General features: G+C 70.3%; 20 protein-coding genes. 5 read left to right on the plus strand and 15 right to left on the minus strand.

What is annotated here, in order from left to right; all coding sequences use genetic code 11:
- Positions 1-13: 13 nt before the first annotated feature.
- The 3 genes from ABXS86_RS07275 to ABXS86_RS07285 form a co-directional block, all read right to left on the minus strand.
- Positions 14-1087 (minus strand): PotD/PotF family extracellular solute-binding protein, encoded by a 1074-nt coding sequence (locus ABXS86_RS07275; protein WP_307209334.1) that lies wholly within the window; start codon positions 1085-1087, stop codon positions 14-16.
- A gap of 73 nt (positions 1088-1160) precedes the next feature.
- Positions 1161-1952, minus strand: a complete 792-nt coding sequence (locus ABXS86_RS07280) for an ABC transporter permease (protein WP_307209333.1) — start codon at positions 1950-1952, stop codon at positions 1161-1163.
- The gene (locus ABXS86_RS07285) at positions 1952-2851 is read right to left on the minus strand and encodes an ABC transporter permease (RefSeq protein ID WP_353666096.1); all 900 of its coding nucleotides are present in this window, start codon (positions 2849-2851) and stop codon (positions 1952-1954) included. Before ABXS86_RS07285 ends, ABXS86_RS07280 begins: the two co-directional genes overlap by 1 nt.
- 291 nt (positions 2852-3142) lie before the next feature.
- Between ABXS86_RS07285 and ABXS86_RS07290 the strand changes: the two genes are divergently transcribed.
- Positions 3143-3352, plus strand: a complete 210-nt coding sequence (locus tag ABXS86_RS07290; RefSeq protein WP_251504960.1) for a hypothetical protein — start codon at positions 3143-3145, stop codon at positions 3350-3352.
- Positions 3353-3421: 69 nt separating this feature from the next.
- Here the strand turns inward: ABXS86_RS07290 and ABXS86_RS07295 are convergent, their stop codons facing one another.
- The 4 genes from ABXS86_RS07295 to ABXS86_RS07310 form a co-directional block, all read right to left on the minus strand.
- On the minus strand, positions 3422-4513 hold the full coding sequence (locus ABXS86_RS07295) for an ABC transporter permease (RefSeq protein ID WP_307209328.1): 1092 nt from the start codon (positions 4511-4513) through the stop codon (positions 3422-3424).
- On the minus strand, positions 4510-5562 hold the full coding sequence (locus tag ABXS86_RS07300; RefSeq protein WP_353666097.1) for an ABC transporter ATP-binding protein: 1053 nt from the start codon (positions 5560-5562) through the stop codon (positions 4510-4512). The genes ABXS86_RS07295 and ABXS86_RS07300 overlap by 4 nt, the downstream gene beginning before the upstream one ends.
- 156 nt (positions 5563-5718) lie before the next feature.
- Positions 5719-6645, minus strand: a complete 927-nt coding sequence (locus tag ABXS86_RS07305; RefSeq protein WP_353666098.1) for an NAD(P)/FAD-dependent oxidoreductase — start codon at positions 6643-6645, stop codon at positions 5719-5721.
- A gap of 52 nt (positions 6646-6697) precedes the next feature.
- Positions 6698-7693 (minus strand): glycerophosphodiester phosphodiesterase family protein, encoded by a 996-nt coding sequence (locus tag ABXS86_RS07310; RefSeq protein ID WP_353666099.1) that lies wholly within the window; start codon positions 7691-7693, stop codon positions 6698-6700.
- 142 nt (positions 7694-7835) lie between these two features.
- Between ABXS86_RS07310 and ABXS86_RS07315 the strand changes: the two genes are divergently transcribed.
- Both ABXS86_RS07315 and ligD read left to right on the plus strand, forming a co-directional pair.
- Complete coding sequence (locus ABXS86_RS07315; RefSeq protein WP_251504976.1) at positions 7836-8705, plus strand: Bax inhibitor-1/YccA family protein; 870 nt, start codon at positions 7836-7838, stop codon at positions 8703-8705.
- 304 nt (positions 8706-9009) lie between these two features.
- On the plus strand, positions 9010-10239 hold the full coding sequence (gene ligD, locus ABXS86_RS07320) for a non-homologous end-joining DNA ligase (RefSeq protein ID WP_353666100.1): 1230 nt from the start codon (positions 9010-9012) through the stop codon (positions 10237-10239).
- Here ligD and ABXS86_RS07325 read toward each other — a convergent pair.
- On the minus strand, positions 10206-10763 hold the full coding sequence (locus ABXS86_RS07325; protein ID WP_353666101.1) for a TetR/AcrR family transcriptional regulator: 558 nt from the start codon (positions 10761-10763) through the stop codon (positions 10206-10208). The genes ligD and ABXS86_RS07325 overlap by 34 nt on opposite strands.
- Before the next feature lie 69 nt (positions 10764-10832).
- On the opposite strand from ABXS86_RS07325, the gene ABXS86_RS07330 reads away from it, so the two are divergent.
- A complete protein-coding gene (locus ABXS86_RS07330; RefSeq protein ID WP_353666102.1) occupies positions 10833-11546 on the plus strand; it encodes an MBL fold metallo-hydrolase in 714 nt (237 codons plus the stop codon).
- A gap of 214 nt (positions 11547-11760) precedes the next feature.
- Here the strand turns inward: ABXS86_RS07330 and ABXS86_RS07335 are convergent, their stop codons facing one another.
- The 7 genes from ABXS86_RS07335 to guaB all read right to left on the minus strand — a co-directional run bounded on the left by ABXS86_RS07335 (position 11761) and on the right by guaB (position 20412).
- The gene (locus ABXS86_RS07335; protein WP_353666103.1) at positions 11761-13128 is read right to left on the minus strand and encodes a glycosyltransferase; all 1368 of its coding nucleotides are present in this window, start codon (positions 13126-13128) and stop codon (positions 11761-11763) included.
- Positions 13129-13997: 869 nt separating this feature from the next.
- Positions 13998-15578 (minus strand): glutamine-hydrolyzing GMP synthase, encoded by a 1581-nt coding sequence (gene guaA / locus ABXS86_RS07340; protein ID WP_144829443.1) that lies wholly within the window; start codon positions 15576-15578, stop codon positions 13998-14000.
- Complete coding sequence (locus tag ABXS86_RS07345) at positions 15575-16096, minus strand: DUF3817 domain-containing protein (RefSeq protein ID WP_144829446.1); 522 nt, start codon at positions 16094-16096, stop codon at positions 15575-15577. Before ABXS86_RS07345 ends, guaA begins: the two co-directional genes overlap by 4 nt.
- Positions 16097-16106: 10 nt before the next feature.
- On the minus strand, positions 16107-17000 hold the full coding sequence (locus tag ABXS86_RS07350) for an SURF1 family protein (protein WP_353666104.1): 894 nt from the start codon (positions 16998-17000) through the stop codon (positions 16107-16109).
- A 14-nt stretch (positions 17001-17014) separates the two neighbouring features.
- A complete protein-coding gene (locus tag ABXS86_RS07355) occupies positions 17015-18130 on the minus strand; it encodes a GuaB3 family IMP dehydrogenase-related protein (protein WP_154096307.1) in 1116 nt (371 codons plus the stop codon).
- A gap of 15 nt (positions 18131-18145) precedes the next feature.
- On the minus strand, positions 18146-18832 hold the full coding sequence (locus ABXS86_RS07360) for a TMEM175 family protein (RefSeq protein WP_307209305.1): 687 nt from the start codon (positions 18830-18832) through the stop codon (positions 18146-18148).
- 77 nt (positions 18833-18909) lie between these two features.
- A complete protein-coding gene (guaB, locus tag ABXS86_RS07365; protein ID WP_144829455.1) occupies positions 18910-20412 on the minus strand; it encodes an IMP dehydrogenase in 1503 nt (500 codons plus the stop codon).
- Between the two features lie 302 nt (positions 20413-20714).
- Between guaB and ABXS86_RS07370 the strand changes: the two genes are divergently transcribed.
- Positions 20715-22013: a branched-chain amino acid ABC transporter permease gene (locus ABXS86_RS07370; protein ID WP_307209303.1), complete on the plus strand. Its 1299-nt coding sequence runs from the start codon at positions 20715-20717 to the stop codon at positions 22011-22013.
- Positions 22014-22022 lie beyond the last annotated feature (9 nt).

Here is a 22022-nt window from a genome sequence, read left to right on the forward strand (position 1 = left end):
TTTCGGTCTCAGATCACGAGGCGCGGAGGCGGGTCCAGCCGTCCTGGAAGTACGACAGAGCCGCACCCGGGTCGACGATGAATTCCGACTTCGTGAGGGAGTCAGCGGGGGCGTAGATCGCCGGGTTGCTCACGAGGCTCTGGTCCTTGACGAGCTCGAGCGCCCCGGCGTTGGTGGAGGCCAACGACGCGTCGTCGGTGAGGAGGGCCGCCACCTCGGGGCGGAGGGTGTAGTTGAGCCACTTGTACGCGGCATCCGTGTTGCTCGTGCCCTCGACGACCGAGAAGCTGTCGGTCCAGAGCGTGCCGCCCTCTTCGGGGATGATGTAGTGCACATCGGGGTTGGCCATGACGGCCTTGGCCGCGGTCGTGCCGCTGTACGCCTCGGCGATGCACGCATCGCCCGAACCGACGAGGTCGGCGTAGTTCTGGCTGTTGTACCCGGCGAGGAGCGGCTTCTGCTCGGTGAGCTTCTGCGTGGCCTTCTCGATGTCGTCCTGGCTCGTGGTGGTGGCGCTGAGTCCCTCGACCTGGAGTCCGGCGATGTAGGCCGAGAGCATGTTGTCGAGCATGTAGATCTTGCCGCTGTACGCGGGGTCCCACATGTCGGCCCAGCCGGTGATCTCCTTGCCCGTGCAGGCCTGGTTGTACAGGATGCCGGTGGTGCCCCAGGCCCACGGAATGGCGTGCGCGTTGTCGGGGTCGAACGAGGGGTCGACGAACTTCTCGGCCAGATTGTCGAAGCCCTCGAGCTTGCTCTTGTCGATCTGCGCGACGAGGTTGCGGTCGACGAGCAGCTGGACGGCGTACTGGCTGGGCTCGACGATGTCGTACCCCGAGTTCCCCGCGGCGAGCTTGGAGATCATCGTCTCGTTGCTGTCGAAGGTGTCGACGGTGACCGTGATGCCGGTCTCCTTCTCGAAGCCCGAGATGACGGAGTCGGGGATCTCGCCCGCCCAGGCGTAGATGCTGAGCGACGACGAACCGCCGCCCGCGGAGTCCGTGCCAGCGCCGGAGGCGCAAGCGGTGAGTGCGGAGAGGACGCCGACGGCGAGGACCGCACCGACGGCCCGGTGACGCGTGTTCATTGGTGCCTGCTTTCGTGGTGGGTGGAGCGCATGTTTCGGGTGATGCCTGAGTCCGACGTCGTCGTCGGCCCGCTCAGGCGGCGGGAGTGGGAGGGCCCGCGAGGATGCGGCGCATCTGCGAGACGCCGACCACGAGGATGAGGCCGAGAGTGGCGAGCACGAGGAGCGTCCCGAGCGCGTTCAACTCGGGGGTGAGCCCCGTGCGGAGCGTGCTGTAGATGCGCAGCGGGAGCGTCGTCGTGCCGACACCCGAGGTGAAGGTCGACACGACGATGTTCGAGAACGACGTCGCGAAGCTCAGCAGGAATGCCGCCATGAGCGAGGGACGCAGCAGAGGCAGGATGACGCGGGCGAAGGTCTGCCAGGGGCTCGCGCCGAGGTCGGCCGCCGCTTCGCCCAAGCTCGGATCGAGGGTGCTCATGGCGCCGACCAGGACGAGGGTCGACAGCGGCAGCGTGATCACGACGTGGCCGAGGATGAGCGTCGCGTAGCCGGTCGGAATTCCGGCGCTCGAGAAGATGGTCAATAGCGAGACGCCCAGCACGATCTCGGGGACGATCAGCGGGATGAGGATCGCGCCGAGGAACACGGCGCGACCACGGACGCGGAACCGCACCAGTCCGTATGCGGAGAGCAGACCGATGATGGTCGAGAGCACGGCGGCGGCGAGACCGACGACGAGGCTCGTACGCAGGGCATCGCCCAGCATCCGATCGCTGAAGAGCTCGGCGTACCACCGCAGAGTGAGGCCGTCGAAGCGGTACCCGACCTCCGAGGCGTTGAACGAGTAGACGATGACGGCGGCGATCGGGATGTAGAGGAAGACGAAGACCGCGCCGGCGATCCAGGAGATGATGCGGTCCATCACGAGGCCTTCCGAGAGGTGCGCAGGCGGGCGAGAAGAGCAGCGACGACGATCGTCAGCAACATGAGGGCGAGCACCACCATCGACAGGGCCGCTCCGAGGGGTTCGTTCCGGAACTCGGTGAACAGCGTCACGATCAGGTTCCCCACGAGCGGGTCCTTACCGCCGCCGAGGAGGACGGGAATCACGAAGACCCCGAGGGTGGGCACGAAGGTCAGCACCACTGCCGAGACGATCCCCGGTGTGGCCAGCGGGATGAACACCCGCAGGTGCGTCTGGACCGCCGTGGCGCCGAGGTCGGATGCCGCCTCACGCAGGGCCGGATCGACCGCCCGCAGCGAGGCGTAGATCGGGAAGACCGCCACGGGGAGGAACGCGTACAGCAACGACAGCGTCACGGCCAACTGCGAAGGGACGAGCGAGGTCGCGTCGATGCCCGCCGCGCGGAGCAGCGGGATGAGAGGGCCCCCCGATCCGAGCAACGTGATCCACGCGAAGGTGCGGACGAGGAAGTCGGTGAGGAACGGGATGATCACGAGAACGAGCAGTACGGGCTGCGTGCGGGCCGACCGGGTGGCGATGAAGTAGGCGACGACGTAGCCCACGACCACGCACACGACCGCATTGAGTGCGGCCATGCCGAGGCTGTACCCCAACGTCTTCGCGTACACGGGGTCGAGGAGTTTCGCGTAGTTGTCGAGCGTGAAGCCGCCGAGCGTGCCGCCGAGCGGGTCACTGATGGCGAAGCTGTCGCGCAGGATGACCAGGGTCGGCACGATCACCAGCAAGACGATCACGATGGTCGCGGGCAGCAGCAGGAGGTACCCCGCGACCGAGCGAGGGCGTCGCGCCCGGGTCGGGTCGGTCTGCGGACGGCGTGTCTGCGTGAAGGTGGTCATGGCGTTCCTCGTGTTCAGGTGTCGTCCATCCTGGAACGGGCGGCCGTCCATCCGACCGGCCACCTTCCTCGAATCGCGCGGCCCGGACGTTACTCGTTGACGCGTTTCGCAGCGCCCCACCCTCGACGACCACCGCACCGGTCGCCCGAGGCGGGACGACCGCAGGCCGACGCGCGTCGATGCCGCATCGTGATTCGCAGGGGCGATCCGTGGATCGGAGCGGGCTCCGGCGGTCGACGCGGCGCTGTCAACCCGGTCCGACCGACGACTCTTCAGGAGCACCGTGGAGCGATGAGCACTCCTGACATCCCCACCCGCCACTCCGACGACGCCCGTGCTGACGCGGCCGCCCCCACCGACGCGGTCACCGACGAGGTACGCGAAGACGCCGCCCAGGCCGAAGAGAACGTGAACCTCGACGACCACACCGGCGAGACCCTCGAGGGCGACGCGGCTCCGGCCGACGACCCCGGATTCCCCGCCGCTGAGGGCCACGCCTGACGGCGACCCTCACGGCGCGCGCAACCCTCGCGGCGAGGGCGTGTGCGCCCTCCGGTGCCTGTCGACCGGCTACGCGATGCGCGTGCCGGGCGGCAGGCGCTTTGCCGGTGTGCGCGTGCGCGCGACGCCCCAGGCCATGAGCCCGGCCGCGATGAGCAGCTGCACGAGCAGACCGACGAACCAGCTCGGCGCGGTTCCCCGCACCTGCTCTTCGGTCGTCGGGTAGGGGTCGCTCGCGTTCCACCCGCGGGCATCGCATCCGTCGTAGGAGGTCTGCTGCTCCGGGGCGATCTGCGCGAGGCGCACGCCCGAGGCGATCTGCGAGAACAGGTCGCTGGGGTACCCGTTGTCGTATGTCGGGGGCGTGGCATCCGCGAGGATCACGAACGGATTCGCGGCGAGCACCCACCAGACCCGGTCGAAACGCGCCACCTCGAACGAGTTGGTCGTGGTTTCGGTGCACTCGAGTTCGTCGAACGACGGGCACCCCTCGGCGCGCACGTCTGCCCACGGATCGCAGGTCGGCGGGAGCGCGCTGTAATCGAAATCGCGCGTCACCGTCGTCTGGGTGGTCCGCAGCGCGGTCCCCCCGAGCCCGAAGGCGAGCAGCGTGCCGATTGTGAGCGCGGCAATGATCAGGTAGGTGCTCGCGACCGAGAAGAGGGGCCGGGCGACGATGGCACTGAGTCCCACGCCGATCGCCGCGACGATCCCGACCTCGATGATCAGGATGCCGAGCGAGGTGATGATGACCGCCGGATTGAGGCGACCCGCGAGCGTGGCGACGGCGAGGAACGGCAGCGCGACCACGAGGAACGCGAGACCCGAGATCCACGCCGCGAGGAACTTGCCGACCACGATCTCGCTCGTGGTCGCCAGTGTCACCTGCACGGGGGCGAGGGTCGCCGCGTCGCGGTCGCCGTTGACCGCACTGCCGCTGAGCGTGGGCGACACCAGCAGCGTCAGCAGCAGCACGAGCATGATGATGAGCGAGAAGAACCAGTCGTTGCCGCCGCTCAACAGCGAGAACGCCGCGAACGACAGCGCGAGCATGCCGATCAGGATGACCGCGAACACTCCCAGCAGGACGTACCAGGCGACCGAGCGCACGCGTTGACGCAGCTCGATGCCGATGATGGTTCCGAGGCGGTGGAGGCTCATGCCGGGCTCCCGTCGTCGGGGCGGGTATCGGGCGCGGTCGGCGGAGCCCACCCCGCGTGCGGGTCGGCCGGTGGCGGGTCGACGGGCCCGCTCGGGGCGCCCGTGGGGCCGGCGTGCCCCGACGCTCGAAGATCGAGGAACGCGTGCTCGAGGTCGCCGACGGCCGGAGCGAACTCCGCGATCGGCAGCCCGGCCGCGATCAGCGCCCGAAGGCCCGCGACGGCCGCGGCCTCGTCGGTGAACGGAACGAGGAGGTCGCGTCGGTCGGCGGCGACATCGTCGACCGCGCGGCCGAGGGCTGCGGCGACCTGGGCACGATCCGCCTCGAGCGAGCGTGAGGCGTCGGCCACCGCCCGCAGGCGCCACACGCGAGTCCGGGTGGCGGCGGCCGCGATGCGGTCGCCGGCCACCGTGCGACCGTCGACGAGGAAGACGGCGTCGTCGACGACCTCCTCGAGCTCCGAGAGCACGTGGCTCGAGATGAGCACGGTGCGCCCCTCGGCCGCCAACCGCCGCAGCAACTCGCGCAGCGCGATGCGCGACTGCGGGTCGAGACCCGACGCGGGTTCGTCGAGCAGCAGCACCTGCGGGTCGTGCACCAGCGCGCGGGCGAGCGCGAGGCGCTGCTTCTGCCCGCGAGAGAGCACCCGCGCCGGAGCACCCGCGAGAGCGGCGAGGTCGACGAGCCCGAGCAACTGGTCGGCACGGGCACGGGCGTCGTCACGCGCGAGGTCGTAGAGCTGGCCGGTGGCCACGAGCACCTCGCGGGCCGTCAGGCTCGGCCAGGCGCCGAGGGAATCCGGCATCCACCCGAGAAGACGGCGCGCGCCGGCGGGGTCGGCGACCGGATCGACACCGCCGATGCTCATCCGCCCCGCGTCGGGTCGCAGCAACGACGCGAGCATGAGCATGAGCGTCGTCTTGCCCGAGCCGTTCGGCCCGACCAGACCGGTCACCCGCCCTGTCGCCGCGCGGAAGGTGACCTCTTGCACCGCGTGCACCGCACCGAACGACCGTCTGATCCCCGCGACGTCGATCCCCACATCCATGGCCCCCACCCTAGGGGCGGCCTCTCGAGACGCCCGGGCGAATTCCGCTCGGCGACGGACGAATCGCGCAGGCAGCCCACGACGGCGCCCGTGCCCGCCCGGACCGCCCGGCCGGAATGCGTGATCGACGCTGCTCCGGCCCCGGCGTGTCCTCGGTCAGGAGACGAGCGCCCGCCCCAACGCATCGCCCGACGTCCACGCCGTGCGGACGGCCGCCGCCTCCCCCCAGGCGTCGCCGCACGCGGACAGCCCGGGCGACCGGAAGAACGGCTCCCCCGTCGTCTCGGCCGGTCGGGCGAAGGTCCAACGATGCGCGTGGGTGGAGGCGGGCTCCACGTCGATCCGCAGCAGGCGCCGGGTGGCCGCCAGCACGGGCTCGATCGCCGCGTCGGGGTCGTCGAGGTGCCGGCGCGCGCGTTCCGCCGTCGTGTGCACCACGAGCACGGGCGCCGCGTCTCCGCGACGGTCGCCGTCGTCGGCGATGAACGACACATCGGCATCCGCTTCGGCGAACGCCCCGTGCAGATCGGCGTCCCACTGCCGTTCATCCCAGCGCAACACGACCGCGATCACGGGCTCCCAGTCCTGCGGACCCCCGGGCGCCTCGCCGGTCAGGCGCGCCGCCTGGGGCGCGGGCATCGCGAGCACCACCTCGCCCGCTTCGACACCGTCGACGCGATAGGGCTCGACCCGCTCGACCACCCGGCCCGATTGGACGTCCACGCCGTCGGCGAGGTCGAGCGCGAGAGACCGAAGTCCCAACGGCGCCGCCCAGCGCATGGGTCCGGGCTTCCGTCGGCGCTCACCGGAGGGGTCGATCACCTGGAAGGTATCCGTCCAGGGCCGAGCGATCCCGCGCTCCTCCCAGTCGGCGACGACGTGCGAGAAGCCCTCCGCCTCGCCGACCACGAAGTACGACGCGCCGAGGTCCACCGGGCGGCCGTCGATCGTGCGGCTCGACAGGCGTCCGCCGACGCGGCGTCCGCGGTCGATCACACGTGCCGTGCCCCCTGCGTCCTGCACCGCCCGCGCGCAGGCGAGTCCCGAGATCCCGCCGCCGACCACCGTCACGTCCACCGTCATGCCGCCATCCTGCCGGAGACCCGTCGGGCCGGGTCGGGCTTGCGCGCGGGTGTCAGACGGTTCCGGATGCCGAGCCGAAGAACTCCACGCCCAGATCGGCGTGGTCGACGAAGACGCCGTCGAGACCCGCGTCTCGAAGAACCGCCCATTCGCGCCGATATTCGCCGAACGCGGCCTTTCCGCCGGGCCGACGGTACGCCGGGAGAAGAAACGTATTCTCCGGTCGGCATGTCCACGTGAAGACGCGCAGCCCTCGGTCCTGTGCCTCGCCGACGACGCGCGCTGGCCCGCGAGCTCGCCCCAGCCGGTCGGGGGCCAGGACGATCCTCTTGTCGGGGCTGATCCCCTGCACTTCGGCGGCGAGCGCGTCGAGGCCGGCTGTCGTCAGCATCGAACGGTAGGTCACGGCATCCGCTCCGTCTCGCTCACGCAGGTCCCACGGCGCCCCGTCGGCCTCGATGAGCTGCATGAGGGGGATCCGGATGCCGCGTTCCCGCAGCCGCGCGAGAACGAGCGGCTCGAACGACTCGATCACCAGCTCGTCGATGGCGTCCACCCAACCGGCGGCACGGAGCTCGTCGTCGACCAGAGCCGCCATGTCGTATCCCAGCCGGGCGAAGGTGGCAGCGTGTTTAATCTCGAGAACGACCCCCACCCCGCCCGCGCGAGCGAGGTCGAGGAGGTCGCGCAGGCAGAGCACTCCCTCCTCGTCGTCGTGCGCGGCGCTCTCGGGCCGGAGGGCGGGGATGCGCTCGCGACAGCGCAGCGTGCGCAGTTCCTCCCACGTGAAGTCCTCGACGAACCAGCCGGTCAACAGCTCCCCGTCGACGGTCTTGCTCGTCCGGCGGTCGGCGAACTCCGCCCGCGTCGAGACGTCGGTCGTGCCCGAGATCTCGTTCTCGTGGCGCACGACGAGCACCCCGTCCTTCGACGGCACGACGTCGGGCTCGACGGCATCCACCCCCGCCTCGATCGCACGCAGATAGGAGCTGCGCGAATGCTCGGGCCGATAGCCGGGAGCACCGCGATGACCGATCACGAGAGGCACGTGCACACGCTAGTCAGACCAGGTGAACGGCCGCATCGCTCAAAGCGAAATCCCAGTCAGCACAAGGATTCCGTCGAACGGCTCGGCTAGTGTTGATCTACAGCACGGTGCTGTGATCACCATCTTTGGAGTGTGAGTTCCCGTGGCCCTCAATAACCCGGCATTCAATACCCCGGCGTTCCAGGACCCTCGAGCCGGTGGCGCTAACACGCGCTACAGCCCGCCCCCGGCCGTCGATCCCGCCGCCGCCGCAACGATCGAAGGCGCCTACGCCGCCCCGTCCGCGAGCGCCGTCGAGACCGGCCGCATGACGGTCGAAGACACCGTCATGAAGACGCTGGCCCTGTTCGGCATCCTCGTCGTGACCGCCGTCGTCGGCTGGATCTGGTCGATGGCCGGCGTCAGCGTCGCCAACCCGAACCCGTCCGCCGCCCCGATGATCGTCGGTGGCCTCGTCGGCTTCGTGCTGGCCATGGTCGCGACGTTCAAGAAGAAGCCGTCGGTTCCCGTCATCATCGCGTACGCGGCCTTCGAGGGCCTGTTCGTCGGTGGCATCTCGGCGTTCTTCGAGTTCATGTTCCCCGGCATCGTCCTGCAGGCGACGCTGGCGACCCTCTCCGTGGTCGGCGTGACCCTCGCCCTCTTCGCGAGCGGCAAGATCCGCGCCTCGGCCCGCGCCACCAAGATCTTCATGATCGCGATGGTCGGCTACCTCGTGTTCGCCCTGGTCAACCTCGGCCTGATGCTCTTCAACGCCCCGATCGCCGGTGGCGCCTTCGGCCTCTACAGCATGAAGGTCGCGGGCATCCCGCTCGGCCTCATCATCGGCGTTCTCGTGGTCATCATGGCCGCGTACTCGCTGGTGCTCGACTTCGACCAGATCCAGCGCGGCGTCCGTAACGGCGCTGCCCGGGTCTACGGCTGGGTCGGCGCCTTCGGCATCATGGTCACCGTCGTGTGGCTGTATGTTGAGATCCTCCGCATGATCGCGATCCTGCGCGGCAACAACTGACGCAGCATCTCGCACGAAGGGCCGTCCCACTTCGGGGCGGCCCTTCGTCGTGCGGCCCCCGCGCGCGAGCCCCGCGCGCTGGCCCCTCCCCCCTGTTGAGTGTCCAAAACACGCCGCACGCCCTCGCGGGAAGCGGCGTGTCGTGGACAGTCAACGGCCCCTGCGCCACCCCGCGAGTGTCCAAGACACCCGGACCCCACCGCGACCTCGTCCGGGTTTCTTGGACACTCGACACCGCGCGACGGCCCCGCGCCCCGCCCGCAAGGGGTTCGGACCCCGGATGCCGCGACGCTAGCCTCGCGCCATGAGCCCCGCGAAGACGCCGCCCGAGATCCTCGACGTCGACGGCCACGAGGTCCGCGTCACGAGCCCCGACCGCATCGTGTTCCCCGAGCCGGGCCTCACCAAGCTCGACCTCGTGCGGTACTACCTCTCCGTCGCCGAAGGCGCCCTCCGCGGAGCCGGCGGGCGCCCGATGGTGCTCAAGCGCTTCTCGAAGGGTCTCGATCAGGAGCCGTTCTTCCAGAAGCGCGTTCCCGAGAACCACCCCGACTTCATCGACACCGCGACCCTGCGCTACGCCTCGGGCACCTCCGCCGAAGAGACGGTGATCCGGGATGCCGCGGGGCTGGCCTGGGTCGTCAACCTCGGCTGTCTCGACCTGAACCCGCATCCCGTCCGCGCCGAAGACCTCGATCACCCCGACGAGCTGCGCGTCGACCTCGACCCGATGCCCGGCGTCGACTGGTCGCAGATCGTCGACGTCGCCTTCATCGCCCGCGACGTGCTCGAGGACCACGGTCTGACCGGCTGGCCGAAGACCTCGGGCTCGCGCGGGCTCCACATCCTCGTGCGCATCCGCCCCGAGTGGGACTACGCCGACGTGCGTCTGGCCGCCGAGACCCTCGCCCGCGAGGTCGAGAACCGCGCCCCGGGCCTCGCGACCGCCCGCTGGTGGAAGGAGGAGCGCGGCGAGAGCGTCTTCGTCGACTTCAACCAGAACGCCAAGGACCGCACCGTCGCCTCGGCGTATTCGATCCGCGCGCTCCCCGACGCTCGGGTCTCGACTCCCCTGACATGGGATGAGGTGCGCGACCGCCGCCCCGAGGAGTTCACCGTGCTCACTGTGCCCGACCGATTCCGCAGCGTCGGTGATCCGCACGCGGGCATCGACGACGCCGCGGGCTCGCTCGACGCTCTCCTCGCCCTGGCGAAGGAGCTCGGCCCGGCCGAGAAGCCCCCGCGGGGGTCGGACGGTTCGGGCCGTCGCGCCTCGACCATGCCGCTCATCGAGGTCGCGCGCACCAAGACCAAGCCCGAGGCGCTCGATGCCCTCGAGACGTGGAAGCAGCGGCATCGGGAAGCGACGTCGAAGCTCCATCCCGCCGACGTCCTCGTCGACGGCATGCGCGGGTCGAGCTCGCTCTGGTACCGCGTCCGCGTGAACCTCCAGCATGTTCCGGATGCCGAGCGCCCGGCGCAAGAGGATCTGATCGCCGACTACGACCCTTGGGCCGGCCGTTCCGCTTCCTGATTCTGCGTGAGCGAGGCGACCAGGTGGTGCCGCCCGTAGCGGTACGCGTCGTCGAGGTCGCCGCCGAGACGGAAGGCCCCGGCGAGCTCCATCGTCACGAACCCTGTCGCCCACGCGGTGAGCAGCCTCGCCGCTTCGAGCGCATGAGCCTCGCCCACGGCGACGGTGGTCGCGCGCAGCACGGGGGCGCTCGAGGCAGCGAGTCGGTCGGCATCCACCACCGTCGTGAACAGCAGGCGGAACGCTTCGGGCCGGTCGTGCCCGAACGCGCGGAACGCGACCAGCAGGTCGTCGAGGCCTCCGGATGCCGCCTCGAGCCGCGCCGTCAGGTCGTCGGCCGCGGCCGCCCCGACGAGTCCGAGCAGGGCTTCGCGGTCGCGCACCCTCTTGTACAGCGAGGGAGCCTTGACCCCGACCGCCTGGGCCACGGCCTGCATGGTGACGGCGCTGGGCCCGCCCTTCTCGAGCAGTCCCGCGGCCGCGTCGACGATCTCGTCGAGCGACGTTCGTTCCGGTGTGGGCATGACCCCTCCTCATGGCTACGCTTATAAGCTATCATGGCTAATACTCGTAGCCATTCAGAAAGGCACCCCATGAGACTCGCGCCATCGCTCCACCGCATCGGCAACGACATCGTCGCCTCGTATCTCGTCGTCGCCCCTGAGGGCATCACCCTCGTGGACGCTGGGCTCCCCGGAATGTACGCCGACCTGCTCCGTGAGCTGCAGAGCATCGGCCGGACGCTCGAGGACATCCGCGGCGTCATCCTCACCCACGGCGACAGCGACCACGTCGGATTCGCGGAACGCCTCCGCCGCGAGCACGGCGTGCCCGTCTTCGTCCACGCAGCCGACGCCGACCGGGCGCGCGGCGGCGACAAGCCCAAGAGCGCGATGGGTCCCTTCCGCCTCGGCCCGCTGCTGGGCTTCGCCGCCTTCGGCATCCGCAAGGGCATGCGCCCGCAATGGCTGACCGAGGTCCGCGAAGTCGCCGACGGCGAGACCCTCGACCTCCCCGGAAGCCCCCGCATCCTCGGGATGCCGGGCCACTCGCCCGGCAGCGTCGCGGTCTTGTCCCCCGCGGTTCGTGCCGTGTTCGTCGGTGACGCCCTCACGACGCGCCACGTCCTGACCGGTCGCACCGGCCCCGGGCCCGCGCCGTTCACCGACGACCCGGCCGAGGCGCTCGCCTCCCTCGATCGCATTGCGGGGCTGGATGCCGACTGGGTCTTGCCCGGCCACGGCCCGGCGTTCCGTGGCTCCCCGGCCGAGGCGGCCGACGCCGTGCGAAAGGTCGCGCGCGGCTGACGCGGAGGCTGACGCGGCTCGGACCGTGTCGGCCTGAGCGGACGCTCCGCCCTTCACCGACGACCCGGCCGAGGCGCTCGCCTCACTCGTTCGAATCGGGGGCGTGAATGTCGACGGGGTTCCGCCCGGCCGCGGCCCGGCGTTCCGCGGTTCTCAGGCCGATGCGGGGAACGCCGTGCACAGGGTCGCGCGCGGCTGTCGCGGGTGCTCGGCGTCAGCGCCGGCGCGGCCTCCCCAGCACCTCGCGTACGACCGCGGCGAGCGTGTGCATCGCGCGCGCCGGGCTCACGGCATCCGCCGCCTGCCGCGCCTCGGCAGAAAGGCGCTCGCGCAGCCGGTCATCCGTGAGCACCCGCCGCAGCGCGTCGACCAGGGCATCGTCGTCGCCGTCTGGAACCAGGATGCCGCCGCCCTCCGCGAGCATGTCGCGCGGGCCGTAGCGGATGTCCCACGCGACCACGGGAGTGCCGTGTGCGAGGGCTTCGGCGAGGGCGAGCCCCTGCCCCTCGAAGCCGGAGGTCGTCAGGTACGCCGCGGCCCGGTCGAGCACCGCCCCCGGCCCGGTCGTGAGTCCCGGTAGCGAGACGGCGTGCTCGAGACCGCGCTCGGCGACGAGCGCTTCCAGCGCACCTCGCTGCGCACCCTCGCCCCAGAACTCGAGCCGGGCGTCCGGCACGTCATCGAGCGCTCGGGCGAAAGCCTCGATCGCGCGGTCGAGACGCTTGCCCGGGGCGAGCCGCCCCAGCACCACGACGAGGCCGCGCTCCCGCTGCGACGCCGGTACGGCGGCATCCGGAGCCTCCACCCCGTGCGGAGCGACCACGTCGTTCGCGGCGGTGCCGAAGCGGGCGCGCACGTCGTCGCGCTGGTACGCGGTCGGCCACAGCACGGCGTCGAAGCGCGGAGCGATCTTGAACCACCGCGTCCAGAGCGGGTTGAGGTCGGAGTCGGCCTGGAACGGCGGCTCGAGGTGGATCGTGTGCACGGTGTGCACGATCCGCGCGTCGTCGTCACCCCAGCCCGCGATGAGCTCGCCGAGCTGCCGCGATTCGCAGATGACGACGATCGGCCGATCGTTCTCGGCGCGGAGCCGGTCGGCCAGGTGGGTCAGCCAGGCGCGGTACAGCGCCCCGAATCCGTCGATCACGCCGACGGCTCCGCCCGCGGCATCCCGGATCACGATCGGCGCCGTCGTGAGGTGCCAGTCGGGGTCGATCACCACGGGCAGCTCGACCGCTCCCCCGGCCACGAGGCGGTACTCCAGCGCCGGATCGGCGTCACCGGGATGCGCCGCGTCGCGCGCCCACTCCGCCGCCCCTCCCCGCGCGTCGACGGCCTCGTCGAAGAGGTTCCGGAAGATCCCGGATGCCGCGGCCGCCCCCCGCTCCACGAAGGTCGCGCGCTGTGCGGAGTGGGCGTCGGCGTCACCGGGGTCGACGGTCAGCAGAAGAGTGTCCGCGCCGGCATCCGCCATCTGTCGCGCTCGCGAGAGGGTGGCGATCGTGTATCCGCCGTCGAGGTCGGGGATCAGCCGGCTCGACAGGATGAGGTACCACGCGTCGGGGAAGTCGCCGGAAGTCACGCCCCCATCCTCCCCTACCCGCCGCGCGGTCCGCGGCGCGCCCGGGCCGCGGTCACCCCGGGGTGCTCCTCGGGTCGTGGGCGGTGGCGAGCGCGGTCTGCGCGCCGGGGCCGCGGTAGCCCCGGCCCGCCCATCGGGTCGCGGGCGGTGGCGAGCGCCGTCTGCGCGCGCCGGGGCCGCGGTAGCCCCGGCCCGCCCATCGGGGCGCGGGTGGTGGCGAGCGCGGTCTGCGCGCCGGGGCCGCGGTAGCTCCGGACTGCCCATCGGGTCGCGGGTGGTGGCCCCGGGGCGCCGCCCGTGCAGCCGCCGACGTCGCCGGGGCGTCGAGCGTGGCCCCGGGGCGCCAGACGTGGCCCCGGGGCCACGTCGTGACAGGGTTTGGGGCGAATTCCGTCGCTCGGGGAGTATTTTTCCCGCCCCAAACAAAAAATGCCGCCCCAAACCCGGCACACCGGGCGGGCGGAGCGCGCACGCCGCCGCGCACGCAAGGCGAAGTGACACGCCCTCCTGAGTCGATCGGGGTAGGGGCCCCCGCTGCCCACACCTCCGCGTCGAGACAGAGCGCCGCCGGCGCCGGACGGCGAAGGGGCACAGTCTTCGGGTCGATCGGGGCAGGGGCCGATACCTCCCCGCCCGGGCAGGCGGAGCGCGTACGCCGCCGCGCACGCAAGGCGAAGTGACACGCCCTCCTGAGTCGATCGGGGCAGGGGCCCCACTGCCCATACCTCCGCGCCGAGACAGAGCGCCGCCGGCGCCGGACGGCGAAGGGGCACAGTCTTCGGGTCGGTCGGGGCGGGGGCCCCGCTCTCGACCCGAAGGCTGTGCCCCGGAGCCGGCCGACGACGTCGGCGCGGGAGCAGGCTAGACGCTCACTCCCACTCGATCGTCCCCGGCGGCTTCGACGTCACGTCGAGAACCACGCGGTTGACGTCGCGCACTTCGTTGGTGATGCGGTTCGAGATCTTCGACAGCACGTCGTAGGGCAGGCGCGTCCAGTCGGCGGTCATCGCGTCTTCGCTCGAGACGGGACGCAGCACGATGGGGTGGCCGTAGGTGCGGCCGTCGCCCTGAACGCCGACCGAGCGCACATCGGCGAGCAGCACGACGGGGCACTGCCAGATCTCGTTGTCGAGGCCTGCCTTGGTCAGCTCGGCGCGCGCGATGGCGTCGGCCTCACGCAGGATCTCGAGACGGTCAGCGGTGACCTCGCCCACGATGCGGATGCCAAGACCGGGCCCCGGAAAGGGCTGTCGCCCGACGATGGCTTCAGGCAGACCGAGTTCGCGGCCGATGGCGCGCACCTCGTCTTTGAAGAGGGTGCGCAGCGGCTCGACGAGCTCGAACTGCAGGTCTTCGGGCAGGCCGCCGACGTTGTGGTGGCTCTTGATGTTCGCCGTACCGGCGCCGCCGCCGGACTCGACGACGTCGGGGTACAGGGTGCCCTGCACGAGGAAACGCACCTGCTCGCCCTCGGCCTTGGCTTCGGCGACGAGGTCGGCCTGGACCTTCTCGAACGCGCGGATGAACTCGCGGCCGATGATCTTGCGCTTCTGCTCGGGGTCGCTGACTCCGGCGAGCGCATCGAGGAACGTCTCGCGCGCGTCGACGGTGATGAGCTTCACGCCGGTCGAGGCGACGTAGTCGTTCTCGACCTGCTCGCGCTCGCCCTTGCGGAGAAGTCCGTGGTCGACGAACACGGCGATGAGCTGGTCGCCGACGGCCTCGTGCACGAGGGCCGTCGAGACGGCGGAGTCGACGCCGCCCGAGAGGGCCGAGATCACGCGGCTGGTGCCGACCTGCTGACGGATGCGCTCGACCTGCTCGGCGATGACGTTTCCGCTGTTCCAGTCGGCGGGGAGCCCGGCGGCCTTGTGGAGGAAGTTCTCGAGCACCTGCTGGCCGTGGTCGGAGTGCTTGACCTCGGGGTGCCACTGCACGCCGTACATGCGGCGGGCATCGTTCGCGAACGCCGCGACGGGGGTGTGCGCGGTGCGGGCGAGCACCTCGAAGCCCTCGGGGGCCCGCGAGACCTGGTCGCCGTGGCTCATCCACACGTTCTGCTCGGCGGGCTGACCCTCCAGCAGGGTTCCCTCGGTGACGACGGTGGCATCCGTCGCGCCGTATTCGCGCAGGCCGGTGTTGGCGACCTCTCCGCCGAGCGCCTTGGCCATGACCTGGAAGCCGTAGCAGATGCCGAGCGTGGGCACGTCGAGGTCGAAGACGCCGGAGTCGAGGCTCGGGGCTCCTTCTTCGTACACCGACGAGGGGCCGCCAGAGAGGATGAGGCCGACGGGGTTCTTGGCCGCGATCTCGTCTGCGGTGGCGGTGTGCGGCACGATCTCGCTGTACACGCCCGCTTCGCGGACGCGGCGGGCGATCAGCTGCGCGTACTGGGCGCCGAAGTCGACGACGAGGACGGGGCGCTGGGACGTTTCGGTCTGTTCGGTCACCGGTTGCCTTCCGGGGCGGGTACGGGAGCGGCGGCCTGGGCGGCTTCTCGCTCGGCGAGGTAGGCGCGCACACGGCGGGCGGTGCGCACCTCGAGGATGAAGGACAGGAACGGCACGACGCCACCGAGGGCGAGGAACACGAACCGACTGAAGGGCCACCGCATGAGGCTCCACACGCGGAAGCACGAGAAGAGGTAGACGACGTAGAACCAGCCGTGGGCCACGAGGATCGCCAGCGAGACGTTCACTCCGTCGCCGGTCGAAAGGATGCTGCAGCCGTTACCGCCGGGCATGAAGAGCGAGAACCACTGGCAGTCGGGACCGGGCACGGCATCCGCGAACCACAGGAAGCCGCCGGATCCGCCGAGGAACAGCTCCACGTGAATGGGCGTGTACTTCAGGATCATCTCGGTGACCAGCAGCAGCAGGCCGATACCGGTGATGACGGAGCAGATCTGGTAGAACTTCAGGGCTCCGCGGATCGCCGGGAACGAGGCGAGCTTGGGGGCGCGGGGCATGGATGCCAGTCTAGTCGCGGCTTTCCGCGGCTCCTGCCGGACTGCTCGACGCGGAGCTTTCCGCGAGAGCCTCGGCCTGTTCGTCTTCGAGGTCTTCCACTTCTTTCTCCCACGCGTCGCGCGCCAGGCGGTACCAGAGGTATAGCGCGAAGCCGGCGAAGATCGCCCATTCCGCCGCGTAGAAGATGTTGAGCCAGTTGACCCGCGAACGCTCGTCGGGCGCGGGCGAGGCGATGTCGTCGAGGAAGCCGATCGCCGTCTGCGAGGCGACGTACTGCCGGTAGACGTCGAGGTCGGCGGTGTCGTGCCAGCGGCCGAGCAGCATGGCCGGAGACATCTTGACCAGCGTCTGCGGATCGGCGCCGGCGGGCGGCACCGAAGGGCCTTCGTCGGAGATCAGGCGCCCGGTCACCTCGACGACGGCAGCGGGATTCGCCTCGGCGTCGGCCTCGAGCTGGGCGGCCGCGGCGTTCGCCTGGTCGAGGCTGCTCGTCCACCCGGTCGCCACGGCGATCGAGGTCGGGGTCGCCGCGCCCGTGACGCGGAGCTGGCCGGTCACCCAGTAGCCCTCGACGTCGTTGTTGTAGCGCGACGAGACGACGATGAAGTCGGATGCCACCCACGTGCCGCTCACCTCGACCCGCTGCCCCACGAGGGGTTCGGGCAGGTAGTCACCCGGCTTCACCACGTCGGCGAGCGGCTGCACGACCTCGGTCAGTCCCGGCTCGGGCGGAGACGTGTCGACGGCACGACCCAGCTGCCACTGGCCGAGCCACGCGAGCACCCCGGCCACCACGAGCGAGAACGCCAGCAGCGCGATCCAGCGCGGGCGCAGCATGACCTCGCGCAGCGTCGGCGGAAAGATCTGCGGCGGCGCCGGCTCGGTCACGGGGGTGGAGGTCATGGGGCTTTCGGGGGTCAGTGCCCGTAGGGCGCGACGACGACCTCGACGCGCTGGAACTCCTTGAGGTCGGAGTACCCGGTGGTGGCCATCGACTTCTTGAGGGCGCCGATGAGGTTGGCGGTGCCGTCGGCGACGGGCGCGGGACCGTAGAGGACCTGCTCGAGCGGACCGACGCGATCCACGGCGACGCGGCGTCCGCGCGGCAGCTTGGCGTGATGCGCCTCGGGACCCCAGTGGAAACCACGGCCGGGGGCGTCGGTCGCTCGCGCGAGCGCGACACCGAGCATGACGGCATCCGCACCCATGGCGAGAGCCTTCACGATGTCACCGGAGGTTCCGACCCCGCCGTCGGCGATCACGTGCACGTAGCGTCCGCCCGACTCGTCGAGGTAATCGCGGCGCGCGCCGGCGACGTCGGCGACCGCGGTGGCCATGGGCGCGTGCAGTCCCAGCGTGGCGCGCGTCGTCGAAGCCGCACCGCCGCCGAAGCCGACCAGCACGCCCGCGGCCCCCGTGCGCATGAGGTGCAACGCGGCGGTGTAGGTCGCGGCGCCGCCGACGATCACGGGCACGTCGAGGTCGTAGATGAACTTCTTCAGGTTCAGGGGCTCGTCGACGCTCGAGACGTGCTCGGCCGAGACCGTGGTGCCGCGGATGACGAACAGGTCGACGCCGGCGGCGACGACGGTCTCGTACAGGTCGTTGGTGCGCTGCGGCGTGAGGGCACCCGCGACGGTCACGCCCGCGGCGCGCACCTCCGCGAGGCGGTCGCGCACGAGCTCGGGCTTGATGGGCTCGGAGTACAGCTGCTGCATGCGACGCGTGGCGTCGGCCTCGGGCAGCGTCGCGATCTCGGCCAGGAGCGGCTCGGGGTCGTCGTACCGCGTCCACAGGCCCTCGAGGTCGAGGACGCCCAGGCCGCCGAGGCGCCCGAGCTCGATCGCGGTGCGCGGGCTGACCACGGAGTCCATCGGCGCACCGAGCACCGGGATCTCGAACGGGAACGCGTCGATGGTCCACGCGGTCGAGACGTCTTCGGGGTTGCGCGTGCGCCGCGACGGCACGACGGCGATGTCGTCGAAGGTGTACGCGCGGCGGGCGCGCTTGGCACGGCCGAGATCGATCTCCATGGTCACCCGACCAGCCTACCCGCGCCCTCCGACATCGCCGTCGGCCGCGTCGGACTGCGCAGCAGACCCGGAGGGCGGGCTCAGCGGATCATCCGAGCCCCGCAGCAGGCGTGTGAGCAGCCCGTCGAAGGCGAACAGCACGAAGCCGATCGAGCCGAGCAGCGGGCTCAGCAGCATCGCCGCCGCGCTGAGGATGACCGCGCTGAGGCTCGCGCGCCCCAGCCGCCGCGCGTCGTCCCGCGTCAGATCGGCGATCGCCCCCGAACGAACGGCCCATGCCCACTGCAGCCAGCCCATGACGATCGCGAGGAAGAAGTTGACGGGGAGCAGCACGCGGCCGAGGAGCAGGTCGGAGTGCGTGGTGTCCAGCGACGAGGTGAAGGGGACGAGCACGACCAGCAGCAACCGGATGTTGTTGATCCACATGCCGGTGTCGTCGATGCGCACGATCCACTCGAACTGGCGCACGTGTGTCATCCACATCACGCACAGGATGAGGAAGCTGATGACGAACGAGAACAGCGGGTGCGCGAGATCGAGCAGACCTCGAGCCAACGCGTCGTCCGTGGTGGGCGAGCCCAGCGACTGATCGGTCAGCCCCAGCACGAGCAGCGTGGCCGCGATCGCGAAGACGCCGTCGGTGAACGCCTCGGTCCGTCGCGCCGACATCGACGCCGCCGGGTGGCTGCGCCGTCGGATCATGCGCACAGCGTAGCCGCGCACGTCCCCCGGAGACCACGAAGGGCCGGGCACCCGGCCCGGCCCTTCGTGCGACGCGATTACTTCTTGTAGTTCGGCGCCTCGACGACGATCTGCACGTCGTGCGGGTGCGACTCCTTGAGTCCCGCCGAGGTGATGCGGACGAACTTGCCCTTGGTCTTGAGCTCTTCGACGGTGCGCGCGCCGACGTAGAACATCGACTGACGCAGTCCGCCGATCAGCTGGTACGCCACGGCCGCGACGGGTCCGCGGTAGGGCACCTGCCCCTCGATGCCCTCGGGGATCAGCTTGTCGTCGCTCGGCACGTCCGCCTGGAAGTAGCGGTCCTTCGAGTACGAGGTCTTCTTGCCGCGCGTCTGCAGGGCACCGAGCGAGCCCATGCCGCGGTACTGCTTGAACTGCTTGCCGCCCTGGAAGACGATCTCGCCCGGCGACTCGTCGGTTCCGGCGAGGAGCGAGCCAAGCATCACGGTGTCGGCACCGGCCACGAGGGCCTTCGCGATGTCGCCCGAATACTGCAGCCCACCATCGGCGATCACGGGCACGCCCGCGGGGATCGCCGCCTTCGCGGCTTCGTAGATCGCGGTGACCTGGGGGACACCGACGCCCGCGACGACGCGGGTGGTGCAGATGGATCCCGGACCGACGCCCACCTTCACGGCGTCGACGCCCGCGTCGATGAGCGCCTGGGCGCCCTCGCGCGTGGCGACGTTGCCGCCGATGACGTCGATGTGGTCGAACGTGGGATCGGCCTTGACGCGCCGCACGATGTCGATCACGCCCGCCGACTGGCCGTTGGCGGTGTCGACCACGAGCACGTCGACGCCCGCGTCGCGGAGCGCTTCGGCACGCTGCCAGGCGTCGCCGAAGAAGCCGATCGCCGCGCCGACCCGCAGGCGTCCCTGCTCGTCCTTGGTAGCGAGGGGGTACTTCTCGCTCTTGTCGAAGTCCTTGATGGTGATGAGACCGGCGAGCTTGCCCTCGTCGTCGACGAGCGGGAGCTTCTCGACGCGGTGCTTGGCGAAGGTCGCGATGACGTCATTGGCGTGGATGCCGACGTGCCCGGTGATCAGACCGTCCTTGGTCATCACGTCCTTGACCTTGGTGGTCTGGCGCTCGAAGCCCGAGACGAAGCGCATGTCGCGATTGGTGATGATGCCGACCAGCACGCCGTCGGGGTCGACCACCGGCAGGCCCGAGATGCGGTACTGAGCGCACATCGCGTCGACCTCGGCGACCGTGGCATCCGGGTTCGTGGTGATGGGGTTCGAGACCATGCCCGACTCGCTGCGCTTGACCTGGTCGACGATGCCGGCCTGATCCTCGATCGAGAGGTTGCGGTGCACGATGCCGATGCCGCCCTGGCGTGCGATCGCGATCGCCATGCGCGCTTCGGTGACGGTGTCCATCGCGCTCGAGAGCAGAGGCGTCGCGACCGTGATGCGGCGCGACAGACGCGACGACGTGTCGGCCTCGCTCGGGATGACGTCGGTGTGCCCCGGCAGGAGCAACACGTCGTCATAGGTCAGTCCGATGAAACCGAAGGGGTCGTGCTGCTCCATGGATCCTCCTGCGCGCGCGGCGCCTGCTCTGTTCGGGACGACGTCGGCCGGAACGCGTGCGAAGCGCTCCGCCTCAAAGTGTAAGCGTCGAAGGGGGCCGTGACATTCCCGGACGTCTGTCCGCCGTGCGCAGCCGTGACGACACGGTTCGCTAACGACTCGTCACTGGAAACACGCGCGACACATTACGCTCGTAGCGTCGACCGTCGAAGCTGACGGGACGACTTCGTCAGCGCTGCCGAACTGGAGACTCCGTGGGTCATTCCTCCCCCACCGCGATACGATCGCGATCCCTATCCCGCATGGCTGTGATCGTCTCGCTCCTCGCGAGTGCGATCGCCGTTCTGAGCCTGCTCCTCGCCTCGCCGGCGAGCGCGCAGACGACGCCCGCCCCGACTCCGGCCGCCTCGGCCGGCACCGGCGATGTGTCCACTCAGTACTCGGTGGGCGGCATCATCCGCTCCGGCGACGAGCCACTCGAGGGGGTTCAGGTCAAAGTCGAGGGCTCAGGCTTCAGCGAAGTCGGCACCACCGGCGCCGACGGGCGCTGGGCGGTCTCGGTCCCGGGGCCGGGCGCGTACACCGCTCAGCTGCAGGTCGACACCCTTCCCGACGGCGTCGCCCCGCGCGACCCCGACAACATCACCCGCGACGTCACGATCGGCACGACCAACACGGTCAACGTGCTGTTCCCCACGGGTGAGGGCACGGCCGCGACGGCCACGATCTGGGACACGCTCTTCTCGCGGTTCTTCTACGGCCTGAACTTCGGCCTGCTGCTGGCACTCGCCGCGATCGGCATCTCGCTCATCTTCGGCACCACCGGCGTCAACAACTTCGCCCACGGCGAGATGCTCACCTTCGGCGCGATCATCTTCTACGTGTTCACGGCCATGGGCTGGAACATCATCCTGGCGATCCTGCTCACCGTCGCCCTCTCGGCGGCTCTCGGGTGGACACAGGATGCCGTGCTCTTCAAACCTCTGCGAAAGCGCGGGGTGGGGTTGGTGCAGGTGCTCATCGTCACGATCGGTCTGTCGATCGTGCTGCGCTACCTGTACCTCTACTTCTTCGACGGCGGCACGCGCAACATCGACACCGGCATCACCGACAACGTGACCATCGGTCCCGTCACGGTGACGCTGACCTCGATCATCAGCATGGGCGTCAGCATCGTGATGCTCGCCTTCGTCGCGTACTTCCTCACCCGTACCCGCATCGGCAAGGCCACGCGCGCCGTGAGCGACAACGCCTCGCTCGCCGCGGCATCCGGCATCAACGTGGACCGCGTGATCCGCATCGTGTGGGTGCTCGCGGGAGCGCTGACCGGTCTCTCCGGCGTGCTGTACGGCCTCTACCGCGGCGTCACCTGGGACATGGGTTTCGCGATCCTGCTCCTGCTGTTCGCCGCCGTCACCCTGGGTGGCCTCGGCAGCGCGTTCGGCGCTCTCGTGGGCTCGCTCATCATCGGCATCATCACGGAACTTTCCACCATCGTCATCCCTCCCGACCTTCGGTATGCGGTGGCCCTGATCGTGCTCATCGGCGTGCTGCTGTTCCGGCCGCAAGGTGTGCTCGGTCGTAAAGAGCGGATCGGCTGAGGAACGACG

It is taken from the genome of Microbacterium sp. che218, assembly GCF_040436305.1.
In the GTDB taxonomy this organism is placed as follows: Bacteria; Actinomycetota; Actinomycetes; order Actinomycetales; family Microbacteriaceae; genus Microbacterium; species Microbacterium algihabitans.